14 protein-coding genes are annotated in these 17,011 nt (G+C 69.5%); 4 read left to right on the plus strand and 10 right to left on the minus strand.

Annotated elements, in window-relative coordinates:
- Positions 1-25 precede the first annotated feature (25 nt).
- Positions 26-2,236: a glycoside hydrolase domain-containing protein gene (locus ACQPZX_RS26195; protein ID WP_433385440.1), complete on the minus strand. Its 2,211-nt coding sequence runs from the start codon at positions 2,234-2,236 to the stop codon at positions 26-28.
- A gap of 249 nt (positions 2,237-2,485) precedes the next feature.
- On the opposite strand from ACQPZX_RS26195, the gene ACQPZX_RS26200 reads away from it, so the two are divergent.
- Both ACQPZX_RS26200 and ACQPZX_RS26205 read left to right on the plus strand, forming a co-directional pair.
- Entirely contained in the window at positions 2,486-2,743 is a 258-nt protein-coding gene (locus tag ACQPZX_RS26200) for a hypothetical protein (RefSeq protein ID WP_433360139.1), read from the plus strand.
- Positions 2,744-2,795: 52 nt separating this feature from the next.
- On the plus strand, positions 2,796-3,437 hold the full coding sequence (locus tag ACQPZX_RS26205; RefSeq protein WP_433360142.1) for a DUF6199 family natural product biosynthesis protein: 642 nt from the start codon (positions 2,796-2,798) through the stop codon (positions 3,435-3,437).
- On the opposite strand, the gene ACQPZX_RS26210 is transcribed toward ACQPZX_RS26205, so the two are convergent.
- Genes ACQPZX_RS26210 through mddA form a run of 3 tightly spaced genes read right to left on the minus strand, consistent with a single transcriptional unit; the run spans position 3,434 to position 7,387 of the window.
- Positions 3,434-4,498: a nitroreductase/quinone reductase family protein gene (locus ACQPZX_RS26210; protein ID WP_433360145.1), complete on the minus strand. Its 1,065-nt coding sequence runs from the start codon at positions 4,496-4,498 to the stop codon at positions 3,434-3,436. The two genes, ACQPZX_RS26205 and ACQPZX_RS26210, sit on opposite strands and share 4 nt — an antisense overlap.
- A gap of 26 nt (positions 4,499-4,524) precedes the next feature.
- Positions 4,525-6,657: an alpha/beta fold hydrolase gene (locus ACQPZX_RS26215; protein ID WP_433360148.1), complete on the minus strand. Its 2,133-nt coding sequence runs from the start codon at positions 6,655-6,657 to the stop codon at positions 4,525-4,527.
- Entirely contained in the window at positions 6,632-7,387 is a 756-nt protein-coding gene (mddA, locus tag ACQPZX_RS26220; RefSeq protein ID WP_433360151.1) for a methanethiol S-methyltransferase, read from the minus strand. The genes ACQPZX_RS26215 and mddA overlap by 26 nt, the downstream gene beginning before the upstream one ends.
- 90 nt (positions 7,388-7,477) lie before the next feature.
- Between mddA and ACQPZX_RS26225 the strand changes: the two genes are divergently transcribed.
- Positions 7,478-8,056 (plus strand): TetR/AcrR family transcriptional regulator, encoded by a 579-nt coding sequence (locus tag ACQPZX_RS26225; protein WP_433360154.1) that lies wholly within the window; start codon positions 7,478-7,480, stop codon positions 8,054-8,056.
- 17 nt (positions 8,057-8,073) lie between these two features.
- Here ACQPZX_RS26225 and ACQPZX_RS26230 read toward each other — a convergent pair whose 3' ends face one another.
- Together ACQPZX_RS26230 and ACQPZX_RS26235 are read right to left on the minus strand one after the other, a co-directional pair.
- Positions 8,074-8,652, minus strand: coding sequence for a hypothetical protein (locus ACQPZX_RS26230; RefSeq protein WP_433360157.1), 579 nt, complete (start codon positions 8,650-8,652; stop codon positions 8,074-8,076).
- A 159-nt stretch (positions 8,653-8,811) separates the two neighbouring features.
- A complete protein-coding gene (locus ACQPZX_RS26235; protein WP_433360160.1) occupies positions 8,812-9,843 on the minus strand; it encodes an alpha/beta hydrolase in 1,032 nt (343 codons plus the stop codon).
- 133 nt (positions 9,844-9,976) lie between these two features.
- On the opposite strand from ACQPZX_RS26235, the gene ACQPZX_RS26240 reads away from it, so the two are divergent.
- Positions 9,977-12,064, plus strand: a complete 2,088-nt coding sequence (locus tag ACQPZX_RS26240) for a galactose-binding domain-containing protein (RefSeq protein WP_433360163.1) — start codon at positions 9,977-9,979, stop codon at positions 12,062-12,064.
- Position 12,065: 1 nt separating this feature from the next.
- Here ACQPZX_RS26240 and ACQPZX_RS26245 read toward each other — a convergent pair whose 3' ends face one another.
- Genes ACQPZX_RS26245 through nirB form a run of 4 tightly spaced genes read right to left on the minus strand, consistent with a single transcriptional unit; the run spans position 12,066 to position 17,007 of the window.
- A complete protein-coding gene (locus ACQPZX_RS26245; RefSeq protein ID WP_433360166.1) occupies positions 12,066-12,854 on the minus strand; it encodes an SAM-dependent methyltransferase in 789 nt (262 codons plus the stop codon).
- A gap of 59 nt (positions 12,855-12,913) precedes the next feature.
- Positions 12,914-14,254, minus strand: coding sequence for a nitrate/nitrite transporter (locus tag ACQPZX_RS26250; protein WP_433360169.1), 1,341 nt, complete (start codon positions 14,252-14,254; stop codon positions 12,914-12,916).
- Positions 14,255-14,551 (minus strand): Rieske (2Fe-2S) protein, encoded by a 297-nt coding sequence (locus tag ACQPZX_RS26255; RefSeq protein WP_433360171.1) that lies wholly within the window; start codon positions 14,549-14,551, stop codon positions 14,255-14,257. It abuts the gene before it with no gap.
- Positions 14,548-17,007 (minus strand): nitrite reductase large subunit NirB, encoded by a 2,460-nt coding sequence (gene nirB, locus ACQPZX_RS26260; protein ID WP_433360174.1) that lies wholly within the window; start codon positions 17,005-17,007, stop codon positions 14,548-14,550. The genes ACQPZX_RS26255 and nirB overlap by 4 nt, the downstream gene beginning before the upstream one ends.
- Between the last annotated feature and the right edge of the window lie 4 nt (positions 17,008-17,011).

The following is a 17,011-nucleotide window of genomic DNA, read 5'->3' on the forward strand; positions in this document are numbered from 1 at the left end:
CGTCGTTCCTCGGGGGTGGAGGGGCTCAGGACAGGGAGGGCGGGCGTTTGCCGCTTCCCCAGGTGCTGGGCTCGGGTCCCAGTTTCAGGTGCAGCCGGCCGCCCCGATGAAGCCGGGCGGCGGACAGGTGGGCGGCGTGCAGCGGCTCGCCGTCGAGGGTCGCCGACTGCACGTACTGCGGCGGCGGGTCGTGGTCGAGGCCGTCGACGCCGATCGGGGTGTCGCGGTGCCCGCTCGTCTCGATGACGAACTCGCCGTCGCCGGCCTGCAGGACCGCGCGGTCGAAGGCGGGCGCGTTGATCAGGAAGAGGTTCTGGCCGGCGACCGGGAACAGGCCCAGCGACGCCCAGACGTACCAGGAGCTCAGCCCGCCCGAGTCGTCGTTGCCGGGCAGGCCGCCGCGGCCGGTGCCGAACTGCCAGGTCAGCGCGGAGTGGACGACCTCGGCGGTGCGGTCGGGGCGGCCGGCGTAGTGGTAGGCCCAGGGCGCTTCCATGTCCGGCTCGTTGTTGAGGCCCTCGAAGCGGTGCAGCGCGTAGCCGGCCGCCATCTCGGTGGGCGCCGGGCAGCGTCCGGGCTGCTTGACCGGGTCGGCGCCGTAGCCGAAGAACCGGTCGAGGATGCCGGCGAACGCGTTGTCGCCGCCGGCCAGGGCGATCCGGCCGGCCATGTCGTGCAGCAGGCGGAACGAGTAGTTCCATTTACCGCCCTCGTAGAACTCGCTGTCGCGCAGCAGCCCGGTCGCCGGGTCGAAGGCGTTGACCCACTGCCGGCCGCGCCGTTCCAGGTCGTCGGCGAGGCGGCGGTCGTTGAGGGCGCGCGCGACCTGGGCGGTGCAGTGGTGGGCGTACGCGAGATCGAGGGTGTGCGTGATCGGGTGCACCACGCCGTGCTCGAAGAAGTCCTCGCCGTACATCCGGCGCAGGTCGTCGACCATGTGCACCAGCGCCCAGCTCCAGTCGATGCCGGGCCGGGCGAGCACGTGCGCGTCGGCGAGCGCGGTGTGGGCGAGCGCGCTGGCCTGCCGGAAGAACCGGTCGGCGCCGCGGGCCATGCGGTACCCGATCGGGAAGTTGCCCTCTTCCTCGCACACCCGGATCAGCGACTCGAGCAGGTCGGTGAAGCGGTCCGGCGCGATCGCGGCGACCAGCGGCAGCTGCGTCTTGTAGATGTCCCACATCGTGCAGACGTCGAACGCGTACGGCCCCGAGTTCGGCCAGAACGGGCTTTCGTCGTCGGCCACGCACGGCTTGATCAGCGAGTGGTACAGCGCGGTCGAGAACACCTGGCGGCGGGCCTTGGTGCCGCCCTCGACCTGGACCCGGTCGACGTGCTCGCGCCAGCTCACCCGGGTGCGGGAGCGCACCACATTGAAGGCCGGGGCGTCGCTGCCGCACTCGCGTTCGAGGTTTTGCCAGGCCTGGTCGCAGCCGCGCAGCGAGAAGCCCATCCGCACCTCGACGACCTGGCCGGCCCGCGCCGAACCCAGGAAGAGCATGCCGAACGGGCGCAGGTTGGTGTGCCGGATGCTGTCGAAGTCGAGCCGGGTGCCGCCGTCGATCAGGCGCCGGTCGTACCAGAGCATCTGCCGCCACCCCGGCGAGTCGGCCTCGACGGCGACCGACAGCGGCACGCCCTCCATCACGACGGTGCCCTGCGCGCGGCCGCGGCCCATGCTCTCGACCTGCGCGCGCAGCGGCACCGTGCGGCCGAGATCGATGTTCAGCCCACCGCACGACAGATCCACGACCACCCGCGCCGAGCGGTGCTCCGGGAACGTGTACCGGTGCACCGCCACCTTGCCGCCGACCGTGATCTCGCAGCGCACGCCGGTGTCCAGCGTCGCCGCGTAGTAGCCGGCCTCCGCCACCTCGTCGTGCAGCTCCCACGACTCGCCCAGCGAGTCGAGCGGCTGGACCATCGGGGTCACCCGGACATAGTTGTAATACTTCCGGATCGCCCCCGTTCCCGACTGCTGAAAATGCGTGAACCCCGAGGCTTCGAGCCGGTCGTACATCTCCTCCGGCATGCCTTCGGTATTCTTCGCATACCGCCCGTATCCCGTCGGGTAGGCCCCCGAGTACGCACACGCCGAAACCATCCCGAACGGCGACGTGGCTCCCGGATGCGTGTTGCCCACCTGCGGTTTCGGCCACCACCAGCTGGCGGCCAGACCATGCGCACGAGGCAGGTCGGTCGCGGCGGTGCCGATGAACGGGTCGATGTCGTCGAGGATGCTGGCACTCTACTTACTACGGACTCCGCCGCGGTTTCAAACAGGTGAACTACCAGTTGATCTTGGCATCTTCACCCTTGCGGCAGTTGCCGATGATGTTCCCGTGCAGCAGTTCGCGGCCCTCTTCGGCGCCCTCATCGGCGCCCTCATCGGCGACCACTGCGGCACGCCTCCGAGCCCATCCCCCAGGGCGAGGGCCAGGCCGAACTGCTCCTGGCCGTCGCCGACCACACCGCCAAGTGGGAGACCGTGCTCCTGCTCGGCCACACCGACACCCTGACGGCCGCCCGGATCTGGCATCAGTCCGTCTGGCAGCTTGAGTTCTTCGCCCACGGCGTCCTCACCGGCGAGCAGGCCTGGGCCGACGCCCTCGACCAGTTCGAGGAGGCGCGCCGCGAGTTCTACCGCTGCGCCCGCGCCGACCTGGGCCTGGCCGGCGGCATCCCCGCGGGCACGTGGCCGCCGCCCTGGTTCGACCGCCTCTCCCCGACCAGCGAACCGCCCTGATCGCCGCCACCGACCCCGCGACCGGCTTGCATGATCGTGCGAGAGTGACCTTGTGGGGCTCTTGATCGGCGGCGTGCTGCTCATCGCTTTCGCCTTGTGGACCGTCATCGCGCCGCGGCAGCAGTGGCGCATCCTGAACGCCTGGCGCTACCGCGACCCGGACGCCAACGAGCCGAGCGACCTCTCCTACAACCTCGGCCGCGCGGCCGGCGTCGGCACGATCGTGCTGGTGATCGTCCTCGGTTTCGTCATCATCCGCAACGACAACTCGCCCGAGCACGACGCCGCCGACGCCCGCAAAGCCCGGCAGCAGCTCTTCGGCATCTCGTCGGCGAAGCTCACCGCGGCGCCGCCGCCGGCCAAGACCGGCACGCCGGTGGCGATCTGGCGGTACGCCACGCCCGACCGGCGCTTCCTCGCCGACCTGGGCGGCACCCCGGCCGGCGCCGACCTGATCATCGCGGTGGACGGCGCCTTCGACGCCGGCGCGATGACCGTCGACGAGACCGCCGACCAGGTCACCGTCACGCTGCGCGGCGCGTGCTCGCCGTCGGCGCCGCCGATCATGTGCGACCAGAAGAACCGCGACCACGCGTACCCGCCGCTGCGTCTCTTCCCGATCGACCTGTCGTCGCCGCTGGGCTCGCGCCGGCTGGTCGACGGCAGCACCGGAGAGGAAGCGATCGGCCGCTAGGCGCGGGCGAGCTCGACGACCGGGATCTCGCGGCCGGCCTTGGCCTCGTGGTCGGCGAAGAACGGGTACGCCTCTTTGATCGCGGCCCAGGCCTCGGTGCGGTCGCCACCGGCCAGCGGGGTGGCCGTGGCCGGGTAGGCGTCCTCGCCGATCTCGACCTTCACCGCCGGATGCGCGACCAGGTTGCGGTACCAGTCCGGGTCGGCCGGCGCTCCCGCGTTCGACGCCATCACCAGCAGGCGGTCGCCGTCGCGGAAGAACATCATCGGCGTCGTGTGGGTCTGCCCGGTGCGCACGCCCGTCGTGGTGAGCAGCAGCAGGCCCTCCCGGTGCATGCCCTCGATCTCGCCGCCGGCCCGGAACTGCTCGATCACCCGCTTGTTGATGGCCTTGACGTCCATGGTCCGCCTCCGCTCGTCGGCGGCCGCCAGGGCGGCCCGCATCGCCTCCTTCTCCCCAGGCTGCCACGGGCCCGAGGAGGCGAGCGGAATCTCGGTCATGAAACGCCGCTCGTCCTCGGGTATTCGCGCGACAACCAGATCGGGATTGCTCGCCGCCGTGCGGTACAGGTCGGGGCCGTCGGCGTAGAACAGGTCAGTGACGACGAGCCGGCCGTCGGCGGCGCGCATGACGTTGGCCGGGTTGTGGTCCAGCGGACCGCACCACGGCAGCTCGCGCCGGGCCCGGTCGTGGACCTCGCGCACGATGCCGGCAAGTCTCGCGACGGAGGCTTCCCCCGCCGCGAGAGCCCGCTGGAACGCCATGGCCTCGTCCTCCGGCACCGGGCCGAGCCACTCCATCACCTGCAGATCGCCACCCCCTGCCAGGCGACGGTGCTCGAAGAGCCGCGGCACCTGCCCGGTCCGCGCCGCCAGCCGGTACAGCGTGACCGTGTACGGCCCGGTCGGGTCGAACGGGCTGATCCGGGCGGCCGCGGTGCCGTCCGGGGAGCGCAGCGCGATCGCCCAGTCCCCGGCGCCGCAGGCGGTCCACCCGGCCGCGAGAAGCTCCCGCTCCACGTCCCGGTGATCGGCTGCGCCCGGCTCCTCCTCCTGGATCACGATTTCGACCGTAGAGGTTCGCGGGCTCACAGCAGGTCGGCCAGCATCGCCGCCGCCCGGTCGGCGCCGTCCGCCGGGACAGGGCGGTAGCGGACCTCGCGGCCGATCTCCTCGGCGATGGCCTCGGCCAGCGAATCCGGGTCGAGGGTCTCGTAGTCCATCCGGCGACCGGCGCCGTGGCGGCGGAGGCGATGCGCCACGTGGAGGTTCTGTTCGAAGTGGCGCCGCAGCGGGACGTAGATGAACGGCCTGTTGCTCGCGGTCAGCTCCATGCAAGTGGTCAGGCCGCCCTGCACGACGGCCAGGTCGGCGGCGGCCAGGTGACGGTGCAGGGCGGGCAGGTAGCCGTGCACCTCCAAGCCGTCGCGGGCAGGGACGGTGGAAGGGTCGATGCGCGGGCCGGTCACGAGAATCATGCGCAGGCCGGGTACGCGCCGGGCGGCCTCGGGGTACGCGTCGGCGACACGGCGGAGCAGGTCGCCGCCCACGCCGGAGCCGCCCACGGTGACGACGCAGACCGGCTCGCCGGGGCGGTAGCCCAGCGAGTCGCGCAGCGCGGAACGGTCGACGGCGTCGAAGCCGGTGACGTAGCCGGCGAACTCGAAGTGCGATTGCGTCCAGTCGCGAATGAACGGCATGTCGGGGCCGAAACGATCGGGGACGATGTCGCCGGGGTCGCCGACGAAAATCGCGCGGTCGCGCAGGCGGGGGAAGCGGGCGATGCGCTCGATCATCTCGGCGTTGTAGTCGGCGGCGACCCGGGTCGCGCGCTCGTCGTCGCCGGGCATGGGAAGAAAACCCACAAAATCAGTCAGCCACGCGTACGGGAACCGCTTGAGCTCCGGGTTCTCGTGCAGGAAGTGGTCGACGTCCCAGGCCTCGTCGCCGATGACCAGGTCGTACTGCTCCTCGGTGACGACGTCGTGGAACACCATGAAGTTGTTCATCAGGATCTCGTCCATCGAGCGCAGCGCCTGGAACGCGTGCAGGTCGTGCTCGCCGGACTCGTCCTCGATGTGCGCGGACTCGCTGAACAGGTGACGGCTCGCGGGATGGACCCGCTCGCCCTCCTCCGCCAGCATCCGGGTCACCGGGTCCTGGGTGAGCCAGTCGACACGTACGCCCGGATGCCTTGCGCGGAGCTGTCGCGTGATCGCCAGATCTCGCCGCGCGTGGCCCAGCCCGATCGGCGAGGACAGGTACAGCACCTTCTTCGGCCGGCTGCTCCACCGCGGCCAGACGCGCCGGCTCGGCGAAAGTTTCCGGAAACGGGCGGCGAATTCACCGATCAAGAGATTGACGCGTACGGGATCGCGCACCTGCGGAACATGCCCGGCGCCTTCGATGGTGACCAGGTCGCCGCCGGTCAGCTCGCTCAGCAACTCGCTGCGGGCGAGCGGGGACACCCGGTCGTCGGTGCCGTGCAGGGCAAGCAACGGGCTGCCGATCCGCGAGCACCAGTCCCGGATCGTCTCCTCGCTCGGGCGGCGGGCGCGGCTCTCGGCGACCAGCACCTCGCCCGTGGTTTCCAGGGCCCAGGTGACGCCGTCCTCGATCGCCTTGGTGGAGTGCGGCTCGGGGAGGCACTGGCCGAGGAAGAACCAGGCGAAATCCTCGTAGTGGTCCAGCCAGTACTGCCAGTTGTATTTCGCCCAGTGCGCCTGCGGATCCGTGCCGAGCCGGTTCACGGCGGTGGGCGGCAGCTGCGGCGCCGAGGCCGCCATGTCGAGGTTGGTCGAGCGTGCGGCCTGCGGCGGGAGGGCGATCGCCGGGCCGATGGTCACGGTGCCGTGCACGCGTTCCGGATGCTCGGCGGCGAGCTCGAGCGCCCAGTTGGTGGCGCGGGACAGCGCCACGACCACCGCCTTGCCGGTGCCGGTCGCGTCGAGCACGGCGAGCGCGTAGGCGACCTGGCTTTCCTGGCTGTACGCGAAAGTTTCCAGGGGCCGGTCGGAGCCGCCGTTGCCGGGGCCGTCGTAGGTGACGACCCGGAAATGGCGCGAGAGATACGGGACCTGCATCTTCCAGATCCGCTTGTGCACCAGGGTCCACGTCGGCAGCAGCAGGATGGTCGGCCCGCTTTCGCCGTACACGTGGAAATTGATTTTTGTGCCCTTGTGCTCGACGAAGCCGTCAGCGTTCGGCCGCAGCGCGGTCATCGGTCACCGTCCCCTGCACAGTCCTGGCCGGCGGGCGCGGGATGAACCGCGGCACCCGGGCGGCGTAGTCGGCGTAGGGGGCGCCGAGCTGCTGCTTGAGGTCATGCTCCTCGAAGCGCACACCCACCATGATGTACGCGGTGGAGGCACCGGCGAAGAGCAGCCGGCCGGCGCTCATGTCGGGCGCGGCCCAGAACGCGATCAGGAAGCCGACCATGATCGGGTGCTGGACGTAGCGGTAGACCGACGGCTCGCGAAACTCGGGCTCCGAATATTTCCGCGAAAGTGCCTGACGCACGCCGAAAAGGTCGAAGTGGCCGAGCGCGAAAGTGGCGAAGAAAAGAAAGCCCCAGCCGGCCAGGTAGAGCGTCCACAGCAGGGCGCGCGCCCAGCCCGGCCCGACCGTCCAGACGGAGGTGGGCAGCGGCTGCCAGAGCCACAGCAGCAGGATCAGCAGGGCCGTCGCGGCCAGGACGAACGTGCTGCGCTCGACGGACGGCGGGATGATCCGCGTCCAGCGGCTCTTGAACCAGGGCCGCGCCATCACCGTGTGCTGGCCCGCGAAGGCGCCCAGCAAGGCCAGGTCCACCAGGATCGCCTGCCAGGCGGGCCGGACCGTGCCGTCGTCGATGCCCTTCGGCACCACCGCGTCGGCGAGAAAGCCCACCGTGTACAGGAAAGCGGCAGCGAACAGGGCATACACCACGACGGCGTAGATCTTGCGCACCATGTTTCCTCCCTCAACTCATTCGGTCGGTCGACCGACCGAACCGATGTCAGTATGATTCGGTCGACCGACCGAGGAAAGGGGGTGGGAGACATGAATCCGACAGCGGAGAAGATCGTGCGGGCGGCCAAGGTCCGTCTGCAGTCGCACGGCTACGCCGGGTTCTCCACCCGGAGCCTCGCCGAGAAGGCCGGCGTCCCGCTCAGCCAGATCCACTACCACTTCGGCGGGAAACAGGGCGTCCTGCTGGCGCTGCTCGAGTACGAGAACCGCGCGCTACTTTCGCGCCAGCGGCAGATGTACGGCACCGACATGCCGCTGTGGAAGCGATACGAGCAGGCATGCGACTTCCTCGACGACGACCTGCGGTCCGGCTACGTGCGCGTCCTGCAGGAGATGATCGCGGCCGGCTGGTCGGACGAGACGGTCGCGGCCAAGGTGCTCGGGTTGCTCGAGGCCTGGTTCGAGGTGCTCGTCGGGGTGGCCCGCGAGGCGGAGGAAAGATTCGGCTCCTTGGGCCCGCTGCGCGCCGAGGACGTGGCCGGCCTGATCGGCATGGCCTTCCTCGGCGGCGAGGCGGTCTTCCTGCTCGGCGGCGAGGGGTGGAACACGCGGGCGCGCGAATGGCTGCGCAGCCTGGGGACCCTGATCCGGCATTTCGAGGAGGCCTAGCGAACCCGGCCGGGGATTCACGGGGATTCGCCGAGCGACGCATTCCGCCGCCGGAGGGAAATCGACGCCAGCCGGATTTGCGGAGAGCTCCTCCCCCGGCGGTAGAGCCGCTCGGTCGCGGCGTCGATATCGGCCACCCTCGCTTTCTCCGCGAAACGTTCGTAGGAGTTGAGGAAGGAGTTCTGCGACCCGCGATACTGCCGCTCGGCGTCGACGTACGGCTTGATGCAGTCCCAAGTTCGCAGCATGCGATAGGTGATCTGCACGGCGATGAAATCCCAGTCGGCGACGCCGTACTCCGCGAGGCAGCCCAGGTGCTGGTAATAGCAGCTTATTTCGAAGGCGTCGCCGCGAATCGGCTCGGGCAGATTGGTGAAGCCGAGGGAGACGTCGTGCTTGGGCAGCTCGTCCCAGAGTTCTGCTTCCTGGCGCGTGAATTTGCCCGATCGCTGCGCCTTCAGCGCCTCGAGCACGACGGGGAGATGGTTGGCGTTGTGATTCAGGCGAAGGGCGCGCCAAGCCAGGATCGACGACGTCACCACGGCGGCCAGCGCGACAATAAGAGCCAACAGGTTGATCGATTGCGACTCGCCCATCGCCGACCCCTCAACGAGACTGGTGCTTGCCGAGTAAGCACGTCCGCCAAGGAGCATTCACCGGGAGAATGGCATTGACCTCCCGACGATCTTCCGCCCACGCGTCGTGGGCCTCCGGAGCGGCACCACCGGGCCCGGTGGTGCCGCCGCGAAAGTTTCCTAGTCGCGCTCGAGGCGGTTGGCCAGCCAGGCGAGGGCCTGCGGGTACCGATAGTCCATCCCGCCGTGGGCGCCCGGGAACAGCTCGAAGTGGATCCGGTCCTCCGGCACGCCGATGCGCTCGAGGCCGGCCCGGAACGACTCGGCGCCCAGGTCCAGGAACCACTCGTCGCTCTTGCCGGCGTCGATCCAGATCGCGCGCTGGGAGCGCATCGCGTCCGCGTACCGGTCGAGCATCCGGATCGGGTCCCACTCCAGCCACTTGTCCCAGAGCGAAGGGATGATCTGGCCGGTGCGCGCGTCGAACGGCAGCTGCGGGGTGCCGTCGGCGCCGGGGCTGAACGCGGCCGAGCACCCGAGCACCAGCAGGAGCAGCATGTCGCTCTCCTTGGTGAACGCCGTGCGGCTGCGGAAGTCGGCCCACCACTTCTGGATGTCGTGGTCGTAGTCGCGCAAACCCCGCGCGGCTTTCGCGAACTCGTTGAGGTAGCAGTACTCGTACAGGGCATCGCCGGCGTGGGTGGCGAGCGCGCCGAACAGGTCGGGCCGCAGCATCGGGGTGATCATCGCGCCGAAACCGCCGGAGGACTTTCCGCTGATCGCGCGGGAGGCCGGCGCCGCGATCGTACGGAAGCGCGCGTCCACCCACGGGACGACCTCGTCGCACAGGTACGAGTGGTACTTCCCGGTGCCCGCCGAGTCGACGAACTGCGAGCCCCCGTACGCGGTCCACGCGTCGACGTAGACCACGATGCAGCCCGGCGCCTCGCCCTGGGCGAACACCGCGTCGGCGGTCTCGGTGAACGGCTGGCGGAACGGCGACCGGTTGGACCACATGCCGACGTGGCCGCTGTACCCCTGGATCACGTAGATCGCCGGGTAGCGCTCGGTGCCGGATTCCGTGTAGCCCGGCGGGGTGTACACCCACAGCGGGCGGACGTGGGGATCGCCCAGCGGGTTGTCGCGTAGCAGCGCCGACTCGATCGTCTCGTGATGCAACCGGCCGGCGAGGTCGTAACTCCATGGCAGCATGCCCGAAGTCAATCACGCCGGGCAATTACAGGAGGGCTACCACGAAATTTCCACAACCAGTCCAACTATTGCAATCCTGTGACGCGTGCTGTCACGATGACCGTCGATATCCCCCCACGAGCCAGGAGTCCCCATGCCTCTCTCCAGGCGCACCCTGCTCTCGGCGGCGGCACTTTCCCCAGCCGCCGCCGTCCTCACCGAAGCGACCGTGGCCGAGGCCGCCTCCCCGCCCGGCGACGTCGTCGGGAAGGTCACCGTCGGCTACCAGGGCTGGTTCTCCTGCCCGGGCGACGGCGCCCCGATCGGCGGCTGGTGGCATTGGAGCCGCGATCGTTTCCAGCCGCCGTCCCCCAGCAACACCACGATCGTTTCGTGGCCCGACATGCGCGACTACACCCACGCCTACCCCACGGCGTACCCGAATCTCGGCGGCGGCGGCCCCGCGTCGCTCTTCTCCTCCTACGACCAGCAGACGGTCGACACCCATTTCGGCTGGATGCGCACGTACGGCATCGACACCGCCGCCCTGCAGCGGTTCAACCCGTTCGGCGACGAGGGCCCGACCCGCGACGCGATGTACCAGAAGGTCCGCACCGCCGCCGAGGCGACCGGCCGCAAGTTCTACATCATGTGGGACGTCAGCGGCTGGCCGAACATGCAGCCGGAGATCAAGACCGACTGGTCCACGAAAATTTCCGCGCTGACCGCGTCCTCCGCGTACGCCCGGCAGAACGGCAAGCCCGTCGTCTGTATCTGGGGTTTCGGCTTCAACGATGAGAACCACACGTTCTCGCCGGCCGCGTGCCTCGACGTCATCAACTGGCTGAAGGGCCAGGGCTGCTACGTGATCGGCGGCGTGCCCACCTACTGGCGGGAGGGGAAGAACGACAGCCGCGCCGGATACCTCGACGTCTACCACGCCTTCCACGCGATCTCGCCGTGGATGGTGGGCCGCACCGGCGACCTCGACGGGCTCGACTGGTTCTACACCAACGTGAACACCGCCGACCAGGCCGACTGCAACGCGCACGGCATCGACTACCAGCCCTGCGTGCTCCCCGGCGACCTGTCCTCCGGCCACCGCCGGCACGGCGACTACTACTGGCGCAGCATCTACAACATGGTCCGGCTGGGCGCCCAGGGCCTCTACGTCTCCATGTTCGACGAGTTCAACGAGGGCAACCAGATCGCGAAGACCGCCGAGACGCAGGCGTCGATCCCGGCCGGCACCGGCATCCGCGCGCTCGACGAGGACGGCACCCGCTGCGACGCCGACTACTACCTGCGCATCACCACCGACGGCGGCAAGATGCTCAAGGGACAGATCGCCCTCACCGCGACGAGACCGACCCAGCCCACCACCGGCACGACGCCGCCCCCGGCCACGGGCGATCTCGCGGCCGGCAAGCCGGCCGGCGCCAGCAGCAGCAACGGCGGTTTCGCGCCCGCCAACGCGACCGACGGCAACGTCAGCACCTACTGGGAAAGCACCAACAACGCTTTCCCGCAGTGGTTCCAGGTCGACCTCGGCGCGGCGGCCGCCCTGACCAGCGTCGTGCTGAGACTCCCCGCCGGTTGGGAGAGACGCACCCAGACCATCACCGTCCAGGACGGCAGCACCGGCGCGACGCTCAAGGCCGCCACCGGCTACGTCTTCGACCCCGCCACCGGCAACGCGGTCACCGTCACGCTCCCCGGCACGGCGGTGCGAAACCTGCGGCTGAGCTTCGCGTCCAACACCGCCTGGCCGGCGGCGCAACTTTCCCAGATCAGCGCGTACGCGAACAGCGCACCGCCGCAGCCGCCGGTCACCGACCTGGCCCGCGGCAAGGCGACGTCCACGAGCGGCTACACCCAGTCCTACGGCCCTGGCAACGTGGTCGACGGCGACGCCGGCACCTACTGGGAGAGCACGAACAACGCCTTTCCCCAGTGGGTCCAGGTCGACCTGGGCGCCGCCGCCACGGTGGGCCGCGTCGTCCTGAAGCTCCCGCCCGGCTGGGGCGCCCGCACCCAGACGCTCGCGATCTCGGGCAGCGCCAACGGTTCCAGCTTCACGACGCTGGTCGCCGGCGCGGCCCGCGTCTTCGATCCCGGCAGCGCCAACACGGTGACCCTCACCGCGACGCCGACAAGCGTCCGCTATGTCAAGGTCACCGTCAGCGGGAACACCGGCTGGCCGGCCGGCCAGCTCTCGACGCTCGAGGTGTACTCGAGCTAGCTCAGCGCTTGATGGCGACGCCGCCGTACATGTGCACGTGCTCGTCGGGCACGGCGCGGGCGGCGTCGTCCGGGCGCCAGTGGTTCACCAGCACCACGCCCGGGTCGATCAGCTCGAGGCCGCGGAACAAATCCTCGCACTCCGCCCGGTCGCGCGCCTTCTCGTTGATGCCCCGGGCGACGTACGCCGCGACGCCCTTGTTGACCTCGTCGGGCGCGCTGTCGGCCGTCACCGTCGACATCGCCAGGACGCTGCCGGCCGGCAGCGGCTCCATGAGCGTGTCGATGATCCGGTGGGCCAGGTCGTCGTCCACCACGAACTGCAGGATCGCGATCAGGCTCAGCGCGACCGGCTGCGACAGGTCGAACGTCCCCCGGAACTCGGCCGACTCGAGGATCCCCGACGGATCACGCAGGTTGGCGTCGAGGTAGGTGGTCTGTCCCTCGGGCGCGCTGGTCAGCAGCGCCCGCGCGTGGACCAGCACGATCGGGTCGTTGTCCACGTACATCACCCGGGACGTGGGGTCCACCTGCTGCACGACCTCGTGCAGGTTGGGGGACGTCGGCAGGCCGGCGCCGATGTCGAGGAACTGCCGGATGCCGAGCTCGGCGGCGATGAAACGCGCCTGGCGGGCCATGTAGTTGCGGTTCGCCCGCATCGAGATGGCCAGATGCGGCCAGTCGGCGGTGATCGCGGCCGCGGCATCACGGTCGGCGGCGAAATGGTCCTTGCCGCCGAGCAGGTAGTCGTAGATGCGGGCCGAGTGCGGAACATCCGTGTTCAGTTCCATGGGCGCACACAGTAGCCCTCCGCCCGGCCGGAAATCCGGCCGGACGGCCTCCGGACGGATCAAACTTTGCCGGCGGTGCGGGCACCGGGCCGCAGATAGACGGCCCACGTGACCAGCACGCACAGCGCGTAGAAGGCAATGAACCCTACGTAGGCGGCGTCCGCGCTCTTGGTCTCCAGGAAGGACTGCCGGAAGGCGAGGTTGACCAGCACGCCGCCGAGGGCGCCGATCGCTCCGGCGATGCCGATGACGGCGCCCGAGAGCCGTCGCGCCTTGCTTTCGTCGTACGGATGCTTGGCCTTGAAAATTGCCGGAATCATCTTGTAGGTCGAGCCGTTCCCGAGGCCGCTGAGCACGAAAAGGGCGATGAAGCCGACGATGTAGAGCGGCAGGGATTGCTGCTGGGCGGCGAGCAACACGATCCCGGCGCCCACCGCCATTGCCAGAAAGTTCGCGAAAGTTACCCGGGCGCCGCCGAGCCGGTCGGCGAGCGCGCCGCCGAGCGGGCGGATCAGCGAGCCGAGCAGCGGCCCGAGGAAGGTCAGGTAGGCGGCCTTGACCGGCGTGGAGAACTCGGCGTGGAACTGCACCTGCAGCACCTGGCCGAACGCGAAGCCGAAGCCGATGAACGAGCCGAAGGTTCCGATGTAGAGCAGCGACATGACCCACGTGTGCCCCTCGGCAAGGGCGTCGCGCATGGCCCGCTTCTCGCTGCGCGCCTGGGTCAGGTTGTCCATGTAGAGCGCCGAGCAGACCGCGGCGATCACGATCAGCGGGATGTAGATGCCGGCCACGATGCCGGGGTGGCCGGCGCCGAAGACGGCCAGCACGAACAGGCCGACCAGCTGCACCGCCGCGACGCCGAGGTTGCCGCCGCCGGCGTTGATGCCGAGCGCCCATCCCTTGAGCCGGTTGGGGTAGAACGCGTTGATGTTCGTCATCGAGGACGCGAAGTTTCCGCCGCCGACGCCGCCCACGGCCGCGATGATGATCAGCGTGGTGTAGGAGACGCCCGGCCGGATCAGGAAGGCCGCCAGCACGGCCGGGATCAGCAGCAGGGACGCGCTGAAGACGGTCCAGTTACGGCCGCCGAAGCGGGCGACCGCGAAACTGTACGGAATGCGCAGCGCCGCGCCGACCAGCGTCGGCACCGCCGTGAGCAGAAACTTTCCGGCCGGGTCGATGCCGTACGCGGGGCCGAGGAACAGCACCAGCACCGACCACAGCGACCACACGGAGAACCCGATGTGTTCCGACAGGATGGAGAAAATCAGGTTCCGGCGGGCGATGGGTGCGCCGGTCGAGGCCCAGAAGGCGGGGTCCTCGGGCCTCCAGTCGTCGATCCAATGTCCGCGTAAAGAGGAAGATGCCGGGCGGGCAACGGGCAGCGTGGCTGTCATTCACATCTCCAGGATGAGCTGTTCGTTGTCGACACGGACGGGATAGGAGGTCACCGGTGACTGGCCGCTGAGCGAGCAGCCGGTCGTCAGGTCCCAGGCGTACAGATGCAGGGGGCAGACGACCTGCTTGAGGTCGATCTGCCCGTCGGCGAGCGGGCCGCCCTTGTGCGGGCACACGGCGGAGAGCGCCCGGACGGAGCCGTCGCGGAGCCGGAACACGGCGATCATTTCGCCGTCGACCGCGAAAGTGCGGCCCTCCCCGAGGGGGATGTCGTGGACGAAACCGAGGGTCCTCATGCGCGCACCGGAACCTGGGGCAGCACGGTCAGGGGCAGCGAGGTACGGAACTGTCCGGGCGTCACCGGTTCGGCGCGTTCCTTCCACGGGTCGCGGTAGGCGCCGACCGTGGCGTCCATCCGCGCGTCCAGATCGGCGGCGATGCCGTCCTCGTCGTCCACGACGACCGCGCGAATCCTCTCGATGCCGACGCGCGGCACCCAGGCGTAGGTGCGCTCGAGCCAGTTGCCGTTCTCCCGGTAGTACTGCAGGAACCGGCCGGTCAGCCGGATGACCTCGTCGGCCGAGTCGACGGTCGCCAGCAGGTCGCCCTTGCGCACGTGAGCGCCGGCCGCGCCGCCGACATAGATTTCCCATTTGCCGCCGTCAATAGCGACAACACCCAGGTCTTTCACGTACGCCTCGGCGCAGTTGCGCGGGCAGCCGGTCACCGCGAGCTTCATCTTGCCGGGCCCCTCGATGCCCTGATAGCGCTCCTCGAGCGCGATCCCGAGGGCCGTGGAATCCCCGACGCCGAAGCGGCAGTAGTCGGAACCGACGCACGTCTTCACGGTGCGGAAACTTTTCGCGTACGCGTATCCGGAAGGCATGTCGAGCTCGGCCCAGATCTGCGGGAGCTTCTCCTTGGGAATGCCGAGCAGGTCGATGCGCTGGCCGCCGGTGAGCTTCACCATCGGCACCCCGTGCCGCTCGGCGACCTCGGCGATGCGCTTGAGGTCGGACGGGGTGGTGACGCCGCCCTTCATCTGCGGCACCACCGAGAACGTGCCGTCGCGCTGGATGTTGGCGTGCACGCGGTCGTTGATGAAGCGGGCGTCGCGCTCGTCGACGTACCGGTCGCCCCACATCATCTTGAGCAGCGACGCCAGGCCCATCTTGCTCTTGGCGTCCTCCTCGCCGCCGAGCTTCGCGAACACCGACGAGACGCTGCGCAGCTCGTAGAGGCGGATCGCGTCCATCAGCTCGGGCTTGGGCATCGGCACGCCGGGCACGTAGTACGAGGCGGCCGGGTCCTCCTCGGCCTCGCCGCCGTTCGCCCACTCGACGATCCGCTGCACGAGACTCTTGCAGGTGCCGCAGCCCTTGCCGGCCCGGGTCTTGTCCATGACGCCGGTGACCGTGCCGCAACCGTCCTGCACGACACCGCAAATAGCGCCCTTGGAGACGCCGTTGCAGTTGCAGACCTGCTCGTCGTCGGGCATGTCGGCGACGCTCTCCTCGGCCGCCGGCCCGCCCAGGTCGAACAGCAGCGAGGCCCGGTCCTCGGGCAGCGGCAGCCCCTTCTCGAACGCCTTGATCAGTGCCAGGGCCTTGCTGTTGTCGCCGACCAGGGTCGCGCCGACGAGGCGGTCGTCGCGGATGATGACGTTCTTGTAGACGCCCCGCTTGGGCTCGGCGAACTCGAGCAGCTCGTCATCCTCGCGCTCGGGGCTCTGCAGGCCCATCGCGGCGACGTCCACGCCGGCCACCTTGAGCTTGGTGGCCACCTGCGATCCCTCGTAGACGACGCCGGCGTTCACCCCGGTGACGTGGTCGGCGAGCACCTTCGCCTGGTCCCACAGGGGCGCGACCAACCCGTAGACCTCGCCGCGGTGCTGCGCGCACTCCCCCACGACGTAGATGTCGTCCTCGCCGGCCGCCCGCATCTGGTCGTCGACCACGATGCCGCGCTCGACGGTCAGCCCGCTGTCGGCGGCGACCTGCGAGTTGGGGCGGATGCCGGCCGCGACCACCACGACGTCGCAGTCGATGACCCGGCCGTCGGCGAGCTTCACCCCGGTGACCGCGTGCTTGCCGAGGATCTCGGTGGTCATCCCGTCGACGACCACGTCGATGCCGAGCTTCTTCTCGATGGTGGCCTGCAGAGTTCGCCCGGCGCGCTCGTTGAGCTGCGTGTTCATCAGGTGGCCCATGGCGTGCACGAGGGTCACGTGGCCGAGGTGGTTCTGCAGGCCGCGGGCGGCCTCGAGGCCGAGCAGGCCGCCGCCGATGACGACCGCGCGCTCGTGCTCCCGGGCGTACCGGATCATGGCGCGCGTGTCGTCGAGCGTGCGGAAGACGAAGACGCCCTGGTGGTAGCCGCGGCCGGGGACGTGCACGCCCTTCATCGGCGGGACCCAGGCGGAGCTGCCGGTGGCGACGACGAGCTTGTCGTACGGCGTGACGCTGCCGTCGGAGCCGTGCACGGTCTTCTTCGACCGGTCGATGCGGTCGATCCGCACCCCGGCGTGCAGCGTGATGCCGTTGTCGGCGTACCAGGAGAGGTCGTTCAGGAAGATCCCGGACTCGTCCTCCACGCCCGCGAGCACATTGGAGAGCATGATCCGGTTGTAGTTGCCGTAGGGCTCGTCCCCGAACATCGTGATGTCGAAATCGCCGCCCCGGGCGAGGATCTCCTCCACCGTCCGGGCGCCGGCCATGCCATTTCCAATGACCACCAGGCGTTGTCTGTTCACGAAG

It is taken from the genome of Actinoplanes sp. CA-142083 (genome assembly GCF_050942195.1).
Classification (GTDB): domain Bacteria; phylum Actinomycetota; class Actinomycetes; order Mycobacteriales; family Micromonosporaceae; genus Actinoplanes.